Consider the following 13434-nt stretch of genomic DNA (forward strand, 5'->3'; position numbering starts at 1 on the left):
CAACGCCACCGTTTTATACCGTTCCTCACTTCTCTAGACGGAGGGGAAGAATGAGACACAGACTCGATCCTGTCTTCAATCCGAGGTCCATAGCCGTCATTGGCGCGTCCAGAAACCCGAAGAAGTTGGGCGCCCAGATAACGCACAAACTGATAACATACGGATTCCGGGGCACGCTCTATCCGGTGAACAGAAAGGCCAAGGATGTCCACTCGATAAGGGCGTATCCATCGGTCCTTGAGATCCCTGACGAGGTGGACCTGGCGATTGTTGTTGTACCGTCCGAACACGTCATGAGCACGATGGAGGAGTGTGCTGAGAAGGGGATTCGCGGGGCCGTCGTGATAACGGCGGGATTCAAGGAAGTCGGCGGGGAGGGAACCAATCGCGAGGAGGAGCTCCTGCGGTTCGTCAGAAAGCACGACATCGCGACAATAGGACCGAATTGCATGGGCATCATAAACACGAGCCCGGGGGTAATGATGGACTCGACATTCGCTCCCACCTACCCACTCAATGGAAGGACTGCCTTCATGTCCCAGAGCGGTGCTCTTGGCGTTGCGGTCCTCGGTCATGCTAGGAACATAAACATCGGTTTCTCCAAGTTTGTGAGCTTGGGCAACAAGATGGACATCTCTGGCAACGACCTGCTTGAGTACTGGGGGAAGGACCCTGAGACGGATGTCATACTGATGTACATTGAGAGCTTCGGCAATCCGCGCAACTTCGTGAGGATAGCCAGGGAAGTGACCCCGCGGAAGCCCGTCATTGCGCTGAAATCGGGGCGGACGGAGGCGGGGAAGAGGGCTGCTGCGAGTCACACTGGCTCCTTGGCGGGATTGGACGAAGCGACAGACGCACTCTTCGAACAATGTGGCGTCCTGCGGGTTGGATCGATAGAGGAGCTCTTCGACCTCGCGACTGCATTCTCCATGCAGCCGACACCAAAAGGCCGGCAAGTTGGCATAGTGACCAACGCTGGCGGTCCCGCAATCATGGCAACGGACGCCCTGGTGAGCGTCGGTCTTGACGTCCCTCCACTCGGGCGGAGGACCCAAGAGAAACTGAGAGCCGCTCTGATGGATGAAGCGATTACGACAAACCCTGTCGATATGACCGCCCACGGCGACCCGAAAGGATACGAAGCGGCCCTCAGGGCCGTGCTGAACGATTCGAGAGTGGATTCCGTCCTTGTGATATTCGTCCCGCCTGCAATGGTGGACGAGCTGGCGGTTGCAAACAGCATCCTGAAAGTGGCCAAGAGGCACAAGAAGAAGACCATACTGTCCTGCTTTCTCGGTAGCACGGAAGAGTCGCCGGGGTTCGTTGCGCTCACGACGAACGGCATTCCCGCCTACCTCTTCCCAGAGTCCGCCGCAAAGGCGCTGACCTCGATGTATGCCTACGGCCAATACCTCCAGAGGGACAGGGGGACCGTGAAGGAGTTCAAGGTCGACCGCAAGAGGGTGGCCAGGATATTCGATGCGTGCAGACAGAATGACCGATGCAGGCTCAACGAGGTCGAGGTCCTGCAGGTTCTCGAGGCCTACGGCTTCTCCCTGGCCAAGTATGGTGTGGCAAAGGACCTCGAAGAGACGAAGAAGCTCGCAGCGGAGATCGAGTATCCCGTTGCCCTGAAGGCAATGTCCCCTCAGATAGTCCACAAGTCGGACTTCGGCGGAATAGCCTTGGACATCGAGGACGAGAGGGACCTGGCTCGGAGGCTGAAGAAGATCACGAGAAGGATCAAGCGGTCTGGATTCTCGATCTCGGGCTATCTCGTACAGGAGTTCGTCACAGACGGGAAGGAGGTCATCCTCGGGATGAAGAACGACCCTAAGTTCGGGCCTCTGATCATGTTCGGTCTGGGGGGGATCTACGTCGAGATACTGAAGGACGTGGCGTTCAGGCTGACCCCTCTCACGGACTCGGAGGCTGACAGGATGATCAAGTCGATAAGGGGATATCCGCTCCTCACGGGCGTCAGGGGGGAGAAGGCCTCCGATGTCAACATCATCGTGGACCATCTCCAGCGGATCTCACAGCTGGTGAACGACTTCTACCGGATCGAGGAGCTCGACATCAATCCGATGATGGTCTTCGGCAAGAAGAAGGGCGCGAAGATAGTCGATGCGAGGATGACGATCGGGGAGAAGGTCAGACCTAAATGATGTGGCTTGTGAAGTAGTAGTATATCAGATAGACGCCCACGGCTATGAGCACGACCGCGCTCACCTTCTTTATGAGGTCCGTGTACTGGCTGAGCTTCCTCACGCTTTCCTGACCAAAGGCGGAGAGCATGAACGTGATGGCGACCATCAGGAGCACGATCACGAGGGAGAACACGAGGAGGATGAACAGGCTCTCGGTCGGACCCCCTGTTATGGATGACTGCGCGAGCACGGCTATGAAGAGAGGGGCGGTGCAGGCTGACGCCGCGGCCCCGTACCCGACGCCGTAGCCGAAGAGCTTCGGGTAGTAACCTCCGGTCTCCTTGCTCTTTCCCTTCGTTATCGCCTCTTTGAGTCGAGTGAACGGCCTCAGCAGAGCGTGGTACTGGAGGTTCGTGAACATCAGCAATCCTAGGGCAATCAGGACTGCCCCGACGATGGGTCCCAGAATAGGCGTGTACTCCTCCACGTTGGCAGCCGTTCCCGCCGCTATCCAGACGAACCCTATGACAAGGAAGACGAGGATGATTCCTATGCCGGCGACGAGCCCGCTGCCGAGCACTTTGAGTGTGCTCTTCTTCTCCTGCTCCGCTTCTGCGGACAGGTAATACGCCACGAACCCCGGGAGCATCGGGAAAGAGCATGGCGAGAAGAAGGTGGCGAATCCCGCGAAGACTGCGAGGAGGATACCGCCCACCGCCTGGATTCCTATGGCTTGCGATCTCCCCGCCAGAGCACTGTCGATCATGCCACGAATGCTGCTCGCGGAGGCGTAGGCATCCGTGACCACGTTGACCGCGTACCCCTCCCTGTCGATTACCACCAGCTTCGGAATGGAACTCACGGCGTAGTCGTTCACGAGACCGCCAGGATCCATGGCCATCCGCCAAGGATATCCCTTGTCCTCTTTGAATGCCCTAAGAGAATCGAGATCATCGAGCACATCTATCGATATCACCTCGAGCTCTGATTCGTCGAAATGGGGGTAGACGTCATCGATAATCGTCCCGGCGATGATTTCACAGCCCCCGCAGCTGATGGACATAAAATCGAGGATCACGACCTCCCCGCGGAAGTCGGAGAGGTTGAAGGTGTAACCGTCCGTATCGACGGCCTGGAAATCCTTGGCAAGCTCCACCTCAGTGGGCCGAGTGAGGATGGTCACGGCTCCGTAGACTACGGCCAGGATGATGAGGATGACTACCCCCATGGCGGCCACCTTGCTCGTCTCCAGGCCATTCATCTTCCTCCATGCCAAGATGCCTAGCAGGGCCACTGTGATGCCTATGAGAAGGGCTTCGACAAGCACGAGTTCGAGAGTGATCAGCGGTGGTGCGGGTTTCGCTGGAGGGGAGGGGCCCACGTAAGTGATGTTGACGTACTTGGTCGCCTCTGGGTAATAGTCCCTGTGCCCCGTCGTGTTCTCAACTGTGACGTTGTATCCGATCACGGTACCATTGATGATGTTCTCTTCTCCACCGATACCCCTCCAATAGGTGTCGTTCCCTCCGTAGTACATATCGTTCGGATAACATGATCCCGAATCGAAATTGCACCAGAAGATCTGCACGAAGGAGATGTTCGAAGGATCAGCCACTCTCACTGTCACATTGACCATCACACCAGGAAGCGGAACCTCTGGCGAGTGCGATACGTCGAGTATGAGTTCCGCCTTTGCAGGAAGAGAGGAGAATATCAGGGCCCCGATCAGGAGCAACGATATCCCTGCAAGATGACGACTACATCTGTGTATCAATACCACCGTCCTGCTGGCTTACATTGATAGACGTTCACCATTTATACATTTTTGGCTTCGGGAGGCTGGCGGAAGCAAATCCCTTATGTATGGCCCTGCATTGACATTGATGATGAAGACGAAACTGTTCTTCACTTCCAATGGTTGCCTACAAATCTTCGAGAGCGATGACCGCCTCTACGAGATACTGCTTGATGGAGATCCTCTAGCCGAGGGAGACAACTCGGAGCTGCTGGAGGAGACCAAGGGACTTCTCAAGGATTACTTCAACGGCAATCCCGTCGATTTCGGCAGGCTGAAGCTGGATCTTTCCGGTTACACCGAGTTCCAAAGAGACGTGCTCGAGGCCGTGGCGGGCATCCCTTCGGGTGAAGTGAGAAGCTACAAACAGGTGGCTGAGATGGTGGGCAGACCGAGAGCATACAGAGCCGTCGGGAACGCGGTCGGGAACAACCGCACGCCGATCGTCATCCCCTGCCACAGGGTGATCAGGAGCGACGGTTCGATCGGCCACTTCGGCGGTGGAGCGAGGTTGAAGAGGTTCCTCCTCAGGCTGGAGGGCGCCCTGGATTGATTCACTAGGTTTTTCTATCGCCATCCCATTCGAGTCCGCGGGATACTATGTCAGGCAATTCCACGGTTTGTGTGCACGCGGGGGAGAGGAAGGACGCGACTGGGTCTCTCGTCACGCCGATATACCAGACGTCCACGTTCTATTACCCCGAATGGCAGAAGGAATACGTCTACACGAGGCTGTCCAACCCCACGATAGAGGCCGCGGAGAGCAAGCTCGCCGCGCTCGAGGGCGGGGACGGATGTCTCGTCTTTTCATCGGGCATGGCGGCCATAACCGCCACGCTTCTCTCCGTTCTCGAAAAGGGAGACCACCTCGTCTCGATCCCGGACCTGTATGGAGGGACCCGTGTCCTCTTGGACAAGGAGCTTCCCCGCCACGGGATCGGGGTGAGCCTTGTGGATTGCGAGGATTCTTCCGCCATTGAAAACGCTCTCACACAGGAGACGAGGGCCATCCTAATCGAGACTCCGACGAATCCGCTACTGAGAGTCCTCGACATGAAGAAGATCGCCGAGGTGGCTCATCGGAACTCTGCCATACTTGTTGTGGATAACACCTTCGCCACGCCGATCAATCAGAGACCCCTGGAACTGGGCGCCGATGTTGTCGTTCACAGCGCATCCAAGTACCTCAATGGACACAGTGACGTCGTCGCGGGATTCGCCGTGTCCTCGGAGGAATGGATCGAGAGCATCGAGCAGAGACGGAGGCTCTTCGGCGGGTCAACCGATCCGCTTGCCGCCTTCCTCATTGCGAGAGGGATGAAGACCTTGGACCTCAGGATGAGGGTCCACAATGAGAACGGGATGGCCGTGGCGGACGCCCTGGAAGACATGAAACAAGTCGGAAAGGTCCACTATCCTGGCCTCAGGTCATTCGGGCAACATGCGCTGGCAAAGAGACAGATGGCGGGCTTTGGCGGGATGGTCAGCTTTGAGGTGGGGCGGGCAGCGAAAGACGCAAGGCAGGTTTCCAGGAGGTTCGATCTGGTAAAACTGGCCTCGAGCTTGGGAGGAGTGGAGAGCCTCGCATCCCTTCCACTGGAAACCTCACACAAGTACATCAGCGCGAAGGAGAGAAGGGAATCCGGAATCCCTGACAACCTGATCCGCCTGTCGATCGGTATCGAGAACTCCGAGGACATAATCGAGGATCTTGAGCGGGCGATTTCTGGCGGCAACCGCTAGTCCGTCCAGCCCTCGGGGACCATCGGGGAGATTGCCCTGAGTTCCTTCACTATCTGCGGGAGCGTCTCGATCACGTAGTCGATGTCATCCCCCTTCGTCCATCTGCCCAGAGTGAACGCAATCGACCCGTGCGCGTGTTCTGGCGGAATTCCCATCGCGGTGAGTACATGTGACGGCTCGAGCGTCTCGGACGTGCACGCGGAGCCCGTTGCGGCCTGGATTCCTTTCATGTCCAGGTTCAGAACGATTGATTCCCCTTCTATGTAGCTGAGCCGGAGGTTCGCGTTGTTCGGAAGCCTCTTCTCGAGCCTGCCATTTAGGTGGCACTCCTTCACGGTCGAGGTCAGGCCCTTGACCAGCTGGTCTCTCATCTTGCTCAACCTTTCTGATTCGACGCCCATCTCCTGCGCCGCGATCTCGGCGGCCCTTCCCATGCCCACGATGAGCGGGACGCTCTCGGTTCCTGGACGGAGCTTCCTCTCTTGACGCCCACCATGGAGGAGGGGCACGATCGACGTTCCCTTTCTCACGTACAGAGCCGCGACGCCCTTTGGGCCATACAGGTCCTGTGACGATAACGATAGCAGGTCGATATTGTCCTTGGTCACGTCTATCGGTATCTTCCCCGCTGCAGCGACCGCATCTGTGTGGAACGGAATCCCCTTCTCCCTTGCGATGTCCCCGATCTCTCTGACCGGCTGGATGGCGCCGACCTCGTTGTTCGCGGACATCACCGAGATGAGTATCGTCTTGCCCGTTATCGCATCCCTTACCTTGTCTGCATCCACGATTGCGCTGTCATCAACGGGCAGACGAGAGACCGAGAATCCGACCCTCTCGAGCTCATCGACCGCTGAGAGGGCAGCGGGGTGCTCGATGCTTGAGGTGACCACATGACCCCCTTCGCTCTTCCTCTTCTGGGCCATGCCCTTGAGCGCTAGGTTGATCGACTCTGTGCCAGTGGAGGTGAATATGATCTCCCTCGCTTCCGCCCCGATGAGGTTCGCCACCCTCTCACGGGCCTCCTCGACCGCCGAGTTCGCTTCGAAACCCAGTGAATAGACGCTCGAAGGGTTGCCGTATTTCTCAGTGAAGTAAGGCAGCATCTCCTCCATCACGCGAGGATCGACGGGAGACGCGGCAGCATAATCCAGATAGACTCGCCTCATTCAACACCTCCGCCAAGGTTCAGGAACGACCGCTGGCATATTTATCACTTGGGAAAGCTCTTTCCCAGAATCCTTGCCGTGTGATAGCCAGCGTCCATGATCATGATCACGTCCTCATCAGAAACACTGCTCAGAATCCTCTCGCGAGCACGCGTGAGCTTCTCGAGGTTCTCGTGCTCGGATTCGAAGAAGGTCGTGAGACATTCGGAGACGAACTCGGGAATGCCCGTGAGGGTCTCGTGGCCATTCTTCCCGCTCAGGTCGATGAGCGCCTCCAGGCCAGTGAGCATGTTAAGAGCTACCCCATGGAGGAGGAAGCCCAAGCCCGCATGAAAGCCGTTGTCGGTCTCGATGATGAAGGATGTTGCCAGCCGTCCAGCCTCGACGCAGTGCGCCCTGACCTCGTTCTCCAGCCTCGCCAGACCCTCCTTCCCACGGGAGAGCATTTCGGTGAGCTCTGCCAGCTTCTCCCCCGCCTGTCTGAGATTGTGAGCGGCGGAGCGGTACGTGTCGCCGTGTTCCAGCGATTGGGCGAAGTCCAGAACCTCCCATCCCTTGAGCCGTCCTTCTGACTCCCTGCCTTCCATTGGCGGTTCGAGCTGACACCCGCACACATCATCCAGGCAGTCATCGCACGCACCAGAGAGACAATGGACCATCGCATGCTCGCAATCGCACTTCACGGACCCCCACATAACGCGCGCGAGCGCTCTGAGGATCCGTCGAGCGTCCGCCTCATCCTCTGCTCTGCGCACGATTATCTTCCCGCCTTGAAAGGCGTGAATGCGTCTGCCGCCGGATTCCCCGTAGGCATAGCCCATCTCATCTGAGCACCTGAAGCGGTCGAAGAACTCGATGGTACGCATCAGATAGCACATCTGTTTCGGGTCGATGTACTCGCCGAATGTGCATCCTGATATCTTGCTCAGGTCGAATCTAGCTTCGAGAGTCACGAATCCGTCTTCGGTGCAGGGGTTGATTTCGACTATGTCCTCGGGCGTTCCTCTCCCTCGACCGAGCGATTGCCCGGTCGTTATATAAGGGCATTCATGGAGGGGGCAAGGACAGTGAGAGGCTCAGCAGGCGACTCAAGGAGATACATATTAAATCGGCGTGTTCCATCTGCATCGTGGTTCCCCGAACGAAGGGATGATGCGAATCGATGGGTCAGTCGCCCACGTGATGGAGAGGAATCTGTGGACTTGGAACTGGAGACAATCGTTCTCATAATCATACTGGCGTTCGTATTCCAGTACACGGATGCCTCTCTCGGCATGGGCTACGGGACCAGCCTCACTCCGCTCCTGTTGGTCATTGGCTTCGGCCTGTTCGAGATAGTCCCCGCTCTCCTGCTCAGCCAATTCATAACTGGGATGGTGGGGGGGCTGTTCCATCACTACTTCGGGAACGTGGACCTTAGCGTCGGTTCAAGAGATTTGAGGATTACAGGCGTCCTCACCTTGTTCAGCATCATCGGTGTGGCAATCTCAGTGGTCGCCTTCGTCAGCGTTCCCGAGGTGTACATCCAGCTCTACATCGGAATCCTTGTTCTCTGTATCGGCGCCGTCATTCTCCTCACATTCGAGAGGACGTTCGTCCTGACCATGAAGAAAATCATGGGGCTCGGCCTTTTCGCGGCTTTCAACAAGGGTCTGAGCGGCGGTGGCTACGGTCCGATCGCGACCGGTGGGCAGATCCTGTCGGGTGTGCACAGCAAAAGCGCGATTGGCATAGCCTCCGTGGCGGAGGGGCTGACCTCTGCTGTCGGGGCGGTTCTCTTCTTCTTCTTTGTACCTACTGCACAATGGGGACTGGTACCATGGCTCCTTCTTGGTGGATTGGTCTCCGTACCCGCAGCCGCATTCACTGTGAAGAAGATCCACGCAAGGAATCTGAGGGTCATGGTTGGCATTGCCATCTGCGCCCTGGGAATCGTGACGCTCGTAAAGGTGGCATTTGGATGGGTAGGGTGAAGAAATGACAGGTGATATCGAGAGAATGTTGGTGGCTGTTGACGAGAACATAGAAGGGAACATCGCGCTCCATTATGGGATCAACCTCGCACGCGTCCTAGGGGCGAAGGTCGAGGTCATCCATGTTGTGGAGGACGCCCTTGTCTACGCGGGCTGGGGCGCCATAGTCACCAAGACCAAGAAAGAGGTCGACAGACAATTGCATAGAATGGACACGGAGATCTCGAAGTACCGAGAGAAATGGAAGATGGACATCGGTGTCAAGATCTGTGAGGGGACGTCCGCCTCGGCAGAGATACTCAGAGAACTCCACGAGGAGGAGTTCGACCTCCTCGTTGTCGGCTCCCACGGCGCTTCGGCGGTGATGGAGTTCCTGCTCGGAGGCATCTCATCGCAGATAGTCCATCATACGAAGAAGCCCATCGTCGTCGTCAAGAAGATGAGAGATGTCGCCAACATTCTAATGTGCACGGCAGGGTCGAAATGCTCGTTCAGGGCCATCAGGTACGCGGCGAGCATAGCGAAGGCGGCAGGAGCGGAAGTGACCGTACTCTCCATCTCGCCGTGGAAGTCGAGCGAAGCCGTGAATCAAGCCTGGGAGTTCGCGCATGCGGGTGTCGAGATACTCAAGGAACACGGGGTGACCGCTGGAGAAACGGTCAGAATCGGCAAGCCCGCCGAAGAGATACTGGCCGAGGCGAGGAAGCAGGACTTCGATCTGATCGTGATGGGCTACCGGGGGACGTCGGCGGTTGCAGACATGCTTCTAGGAGAGGTGGCCTCCAAGGTGATGCATCACTCGCTCAGGCCCACGCTGATTTTCCGGAAGTGATCGCCACATCAGATGCTAACAGTGAATGTGATGATAGTGGAGCCACCATCATCGTCGGTCACGGTGAGAGTGACTACATACGTGCCTCCGCCCGGGAATGAGTGAGTCGCGACATCATCTACTGAGATCGGATTCACGTCCGGGGACGGATATGGGTCAGGACCAATTCCGTTGTTGAAGTAGGTTCGCGCCTCTGTGCTGTTGTCGCCCCAGTCCCACATGAAGGTGAGGTCATCGCTTCCTGGGTCATACGCGGATGCGTGGAACGTGAGGTTGTGACCCCCGAAGTACTCGTTCAGCCTCTCTATCTCCCATGTCCAAGTCCCGTTGTGCCTGACGTTGAACGTGTGATGTATCCTCGTGTCGTTACCGTCATCGAAGTCCAGGATTACCCAGGCGGGAGTGGAGCCCCATATCTGTCCGTTTATGGGATCGTCCATGGGCTTGTATAGTGCGAGGACGGAGTACTCGCTGGATAGGGATATGTTGAGACCGGACAAGGTGACGGCCTGATCGTCCGGACTACCTGGATAACGCACAATCTGCGCGTATGCGACCTCGGTTCCGTCCTCGTAGAGGAAGAACTCGACGTCGTGCCACTTCTCCCCTGCGATCCGGAAGGTGATTCCGGTAAGGATGCGCAGGTCGAGGTAGCCCAGCACAGACGGGGCGACGTTCGCTATCGTCACATCCGCCAACGCCTCCACCTCATACGTGCCATCAGTTACCCTCAATCTCACTGTCCCAGTGTAGTCATCGCCGAATACATGGCTGTATGTCGGGCTGCTCGAGTAGTTGGTCTCGAAAACCCCATCGTCATCGATGTCCCACATGTATTGCAGGGGATCTCCGTCTAAATCATACGAGCCGCTAGCGTCGAATGCCACCGTATCGCCCTCGTCCGCAAGGTAGGGACCTCCTGCATGCGGATCAGGCGGTTGATTTATCCTTATCTCATCGCCGGCTGAGTCCTGAACAGCCCATTCTATTCTAGAAGACGCCGTAAGTGAGATCGCATCGGTGGTTCCCGGCGGACCCCCAGGAACGTCCACGGCGACTAGGACGTAGTAGGTTCCGTTTGTGTCCAAATCTGGTGTTATGTCGACCTCGGGCTCACCTGCGTCGTAGACGCCATTTGCGTTGGAATCTTCATATATCCCAGCAAACCATCCGAGAGTAGATTCACCAGTGAGGTCGTAGGCCTGAGTGACCCCCCTGTTAGTAACTGTGTGCGAGTAATGGTAGGTTGCGCCTCCAGGCACGTCTTCGTCGTGGTCTGGCTCTACCTCAGGTGGAGGATTCACAGGAAGTGGAGGCGTTGAACCGCATACGAAGACCTCGTATGTCGTTTCCAGGAAATTGGCGTTGTGAGCATCCATCCCTTTGACCTCATACTTCCAGAGGCCAGGAGACAAAGAGTAGTTGACAGTGTAGTCATCGTCAGCGAGATCTCCTATGCTGAAAATCTCCCATTCCTGGTTGCCGGAGGGGTTGGAGTTCAAGTAAGTGTTACCGTCTGGATCTGTGACAACAACGTGAATGTTCGGACTGATTCGATACTTTGAATCTGGATTGTCGTCCTTAGGCTCCCCCCAATTCTGCCCTTCATCATAAGGGGGAGTGTTGGGAGTGTTGGGATCGTCGGTATCGTAAATGTGGTCAGCGTCACCGTCGAGGAAGAAAACTCTGGATTTCGCTATTGGAACGTAAAAGTTGTAGCACCATTCGCCGTCGTAGGTGTTGTCCGGTGTTCCAAAATTCGGATCGATACCAGCCTGAGGACCCCCAGCAAATCCGAACTCGTGACCAGCTGCAAGGCTAATCTGACCGGTCGTCCTGACCTTGAAGTCGTTCAGCCCAATTGAAGGGGTCCCGCCTTCCCACTCAGCAACGAACCTGTAGAAGTAGTTCCCGCTGGGAGCCTGAGCGTCGGGAGAGACCGAGAAAGACTCGGTGAACCAATCATCATCTGGCAGAACACCGCTACTGCTACTCCAACTCTCGACGAATAAGGCGGTCGTTCCATTCTTCAACGGGTCCATGTAAAGGGTGAAGGTTGTTGGCAAGTCACCAACATAATCCCAATGTTGCCCAACATCGCCGTCGAATATACCCACCTCGAACGTCGACTCGTTCGCGGGAACGCCTATATAGGCCACGACCTTTGACTCTATTGTTTTATGTCCGGCTGACGCTATCAAGACAAACTTCCCATCGTTAGGATCGACTGATGGAATGCCTTCGTAGCTGCCCGACTGGATGATGATTCCATCATCCGCGCTATCATCGGCGATGTTTCCCACACAAGCAAGCAGACTCCCTGTCAGTAACAAAGCCCCTATTGCTGTAACGAAGATCTTCTCATACAAAGGAATACGCACGTTCCCCTCCCCCTCCTTTCTAACTATATGAGCCTGGCTAAGTATTAATGTTTTCCCCTGGACCGTTGTGGACTTCGTAATCCAGATCGAAAAAAGGGGAAAGGTGGGGACTTGCGTCCCCTTCTAGAGTGGGTGAGCTTGCGTTGTTCTACGGTCCGTCAGGTCCTGGCCCTGGCCTCTCGTGATCCTGATCGCGGTGCCTAAACCTATCCTGACTCTGGTCGCAGTCCGGATCGTTGGGATTCTCCCCCTCGTTCTTGTACTGATGCTTGAACTGGTTTCCGTCGTTGTCGCAGGTCTCGTTGTACTTGTACTGGTACTGGAACCTGTTCTGGCTCATGTCCTGGTTCTGCGACTCTTGGGCACCGTCCTCGTTGTGCTGGTACTGCGGTTTGTATTGGTGTTTCCACTCGTTACCGTTCGCGCAGTTGTTCTGCTCCCCCAGGTCTGATATCTGGTCGTCTGCGTTGCTCCCCGTGACCGAGGCGGAATCGAGCGCAAAGGCCGTCCCTACTGTTCCCAACAGGGCGATTGCCGCAAAGGCCGCTATTATTTTTGCCTTCATTCTTTCACCTCCTGGTTGGAGGTCCTCCTCGCAACCATTGTCCTCTTCATCGGCTGAAACGACCTATCATACCTTCGTGGAACCGGTTTCAAAAAGTGAAAAGCTCGTGAAATCGGGCAGATTACTGCGTCTTAGCGAGCGTGATCTTGTTGGTGTAGCCGTGCCTTACTTTCGAGATGAGCCCCCTTTCCTCCAACTTGTCGATGATCCTCGAGACCTTGGCCTTGGAGAACGGCACCGCTGAGACGATGTCCTTCTGAAGGATTTCCCCTCCACCATCAACGACCTTGCGATATACTCTCCTTTCATCCCCCTCGAGTAACCTCAAGGCCATCTGCTCAAAGGACACGGAAGGCTCCTCGTCGGGGGGGGAAGGGATTTCTGGCGGGATGTCGCTCCTGAGAGCTTCCTTTCCCTTGATGCTTATGACCGCAAGATCCGGGTAGAGCTTGGTCACGCTCCTCTTCTCCGGTGCCCTGGTGGGCATGACAAGATAGACAAGAGAGAGGACGATAAGTATGACTCCGACCGTGATCGTAACCCATCCGACGCTCGTGAGAGAATCCTCCCCGGTCATCCAATGACCGCGGCCGCTACCGGTCTCGGTCACGAAATACGTGAGGGCTATCAAGATGAGGACTATGCCGACAACTATTCCAATCCCGGAGACGGCCAACTTCCTCTTGAGAGCCATGTCACTTCGTTAATATCTCTGGGACGTATATCAAACTTCCCGGCCTTGTGTGTTCGAGAGAGCCGACAACGATGGGTTTCCGGTGCCAAGAAAAGGTATTTGTAGGGACTCGGCAATACCTTGTCTCCC

The 13434-nt window shown here is 56.3% G+C and carries 11 protein-coding genes; 5 read left to right on the plus strand and 6 right to left on the minus strand.

Going from position 1 to position 13434, the window contains the following annotated elements; all coding sequences use genetic code 11:
* Window positions 1-50: 50 nt before the first annotated feature.
* On the plus strand, window positions 51-2171 hold the full coding sequence (locus tag LN415_00355) for an acetate--CoA ligase family protein (GenBank protein ID MCJ2555551.1): 2121 nt from the start codon (window positions 51-53) through the stop codon (window positions 2169-2171).
* Here the strand turns inward: LN415_00355 and LN415_00360 are convergent.
* On the minus strand, window positions 2164-3888 hold the full coding sequence (locus LN415_00360; protein MCJ2555552.1) for a redoxin domain-containing protein: 1725 nt from the start codon (window positions 3886-3888) through the stop codon (window positions 2164-2166). The genes LN415_00355 and LN415_00360 overlap by 8 nt on opposite strands.
* Window positions 3889-4036: 148 nt before the next feature.
* On the opposite strand from LN415_00360, the gene LN415_00365 reads away from it, so the two are divergent.
* Together LN415_00365 and LN415_00370 are read left to right on the plus strand one after the other, a co-directional pair.
* A complete protein-coding gene (locus tag LN415_00365) occupies window positions 4037-4501 on the plus strand; it encodes an MGMT family protein (GenBank protein ID MCJ2555553.1) in 465 nt (154 codons plus the stop codon).
* A 47-nt stretch (window positions 4502-4548) separates the two neighbouring features.
* Entirely contained in the window at window positions 4549-5691 is a 1143-nt protein-coding gene (locus tag LN415_00370) for a PLP-dependent aspartate aminotransferase family protein (protein MCJ2555554.1), read from the plus strand.
* On the opposite strand, the gene nifS is transcribed toward LN415_00370, so the two are convergent.
* Complete coding sequence (gene nifS / locus LN415_00375) at window positions 5688-6860, minus strand: cysteine desulfurase NifS (protein ID MCJ2555555.1); 1173 nt, start codon at window positions 6858-6860, stop codon at window positions 5688-5690. The genes LN415_00370 and nifS overlap by 4 nt on opposite strands.
* Before the next feature lie 44 nt (window positions 6861-6904).
* On the minus strand, window positions 6905-7813 hold the full coding sequence (locus tag LN415_00380; GenBank protein ID MCJ2555556.1) for a hypothetical protein: 909 nt from the start codon (window positions 7811-7813) through the stop codon (window positions 6905-6907).
* A gap of 243 nt (window positions 7814-8056) precedes the next feature.
* Between LN415_00380 and LN415_00385 the strand changes: the two genes are divergently transcribed.
* Both LN415_00385 and LN415_00390 read left to right on the plus strand, forming a co-directional pair.
* On the plus strand, window positions 8057-8833 hold the full coding sequence (locus tag LN415_00385) for a sulfite exporter TauE/SafE family protein (GenBank protein ID MCJ2555557.1): 777 nt from the start codon (window positions 8057-8059) through the stop codon (window positions 8831-8833).
* Between the two features lie 4 nt (window positions 8834-8837).
* Window positions 8838-9665, plus strand: coding sequence for a universal stress protein (locus LN415_00390; protein ID MCJ2555558.1), 828 nt, complete (start codon window positions 8838-8840; stop codon window positions 9663-9665).
* A gap of 8 nt (window positions 9666-9673) precedes the next feature.
* On the opposite strand, the gene LN415_00395 is transcribed toward LN415_00390, so the two are convergent.
* The 3 genes from LN415_00395 to LN415_00405 all read right to left on the minus strand — a co-directional run bounded on the left by LN415_00395 (window position 9674) and on the right by LN415_00405 (window position 13305).
* Window positions 9674-11824, minus strand: coding sequence for a PKD domain-containing protein (locus LN415_00395; protein ID MCJ2555559.1), 2151 nt, complete (start codon window positions 11822-11824; stop codon window positions 9674-9676).
* A gap of 370 nt (window positions 11825-12194) precedes the next feature.
* Window positions 12195-12611 carry a hypothetical protein gene (locus LN415_00400; GenBank protein MCJ2555560.1) on the minus strand — a complete coding sequence of 139 codons (417 nt, stop codon included), beginning with the start codon at window positions 12609-12611 and terminating at the stop codon, window positions 12195-12197.
* 121 nt (window positions 12612-12732) lie between these two features.
* On the minus strand, window positions 12733-13305 hold the full coding sequence (locus LN415_00405) for a hypothetical protein (GenBank protein ID MCJ2555561.1): 573 nt from the start codon (window positions 13303-13305) through the stop codon (window positions 12733-12735).
* Window positions 13306-13434: the final 129 nt, after the last annotated feature.

The sequence above is a fragment of the Candidatus Thermoplasmatota archaeon genome (assembly GCA_022848865.1).
In the GTDB taxonomy this organism is placed as follows: domain Archaea; phylum Thermoplasmatota; class Thermoplasmata; order RBG-16-68-12; family JAGMCJ01; genus JAGMCJ01.

What these genes read in the sequence shown, in the direction of transcription:
- LN415_00355 (MCJ2555551.1), top strand. Translation starts at nt 51, where the DNA reads ATGAGACACAGACTCGATCCTGTCTTCAATCCGAGGTCCATAGCCGTC.
- LN415_00365 (MCJ2555553.1), top strand. Translation starts at nt 4,037, where the DNA reads ATGATGAAGACGAAACTGTTCTTCACTTCCAATGGTTGCCTACAAATC.
- LN415_00370 (MCJ2555554.1), top strand. Translation starts at nt 4,549, where the DNA reads ATGTCAGGCAATTCCACGGTTTGTGTGCACGCGGGGGAGAGGAAGGAC.
- nifS (MCJ2555555.1), bottom strand. Translation starts at nt 6,860, where the DNA reads ATGAGGCGAGTCTATCTGGATTATGCTGCCGCGTCTCCCGTCGATCCT.
- LN415_00390 (MCJ2555558.1), top strand. Translation starts at nt 8,838, where the DNA reads ATGACAGGTGATATCGAGAGAATGTTGGTGGCTGTTGACGAGAACATA.
- LN415_00400 (MCJ2555560.1), bottom strand. Translation starts at nt 12,611, where the DNA reads ATGAAGGCAAAAATAATAGCGGCCTTTGCGGCAATCGCCCTGTTGGGA.
- LN415_00405 (MCJ2555561.1), bottom strand. Translation starts at nt 13,305, where the DNA reads ATGGCTCTCAAGAGGAAGTTGGCCGTCTCCGGGATTGGAATAGTTGTC.